The sequence below is a fragment of the Myxococcus llanfairpwllgwyngyllgogerychwyrndrobwllllantysiliogogogochensis genome (assembly GCF_006636215.1).
In the GTDB taxonomy this organism is placed as follows: domain Bacteria; phylum Myxococcota; class Myxococcia; order Myxococcales; family Myxococcaceae; genus Myxococcus; species Myxococcus llanfairpwllgwyngyllgogerychwyrndrobwllllantysiliogogogochensis.
In genome coordinates this window covers 1-434 of sequence record NZ_VIFM01000802.1, presented here as the reverse complement: position 1 = coordinate 434, position 434 = coordinate 1, and the positions used below count along the sequence as shown (strand labels likewise).

Below are 434 nucleotides of genomic sequence, written 5' to 3'. Positions count from 1 at the left end.
ACGTTGCACTGCGTGCCCGGCGGCCTGGGCACCGGCACGGCCGGCTGCACGACCACGGGATGCCGCGGCACCACCACCACGGGAGGTACGTAGACGTCCTGCGTGCCGTACGTGGCCCCGCCCTGGCCGCGCGAGCGCTCCACCTGCGCATAGCCCGCGGGGCCCAGGCAGTCCAGCTCCATCTGGCGTTGCGCGGCCGACAGGCGGGCCTGCGCGTCGTAGCTGCCCTGGCCGGTTTCGGCCGCGGTGCGGTCGAGCTGGCGGCGCGACCGCGCGCACTCCGGCGAGCGCGACGGATCGGTGGACACCTCGCGTCCGGCGCGTGCGCGGGCCTCCTGGGCCTCGCGCTGCGCCTGCTGCTGCGCGGCGAGCGCGTCGGCCTGCTGGCGCTGGCGTTGCGCCTCCAGCGCGGCGCGCGCCTGCTCGCGTTCCTG

At 77.4% G+C, this 434-nt stretch carries 1 protein-coding gene; it reads right to left on the bottom strand.

What is annotated here, in order from left to right:
* A partial coding sequence (locus tag FJV41_RS57440; protein ID WP_220138025.1) for a hypothetical protein occupies positions 1–434 on the bottom strand: 434 nt, incomplete at both ends.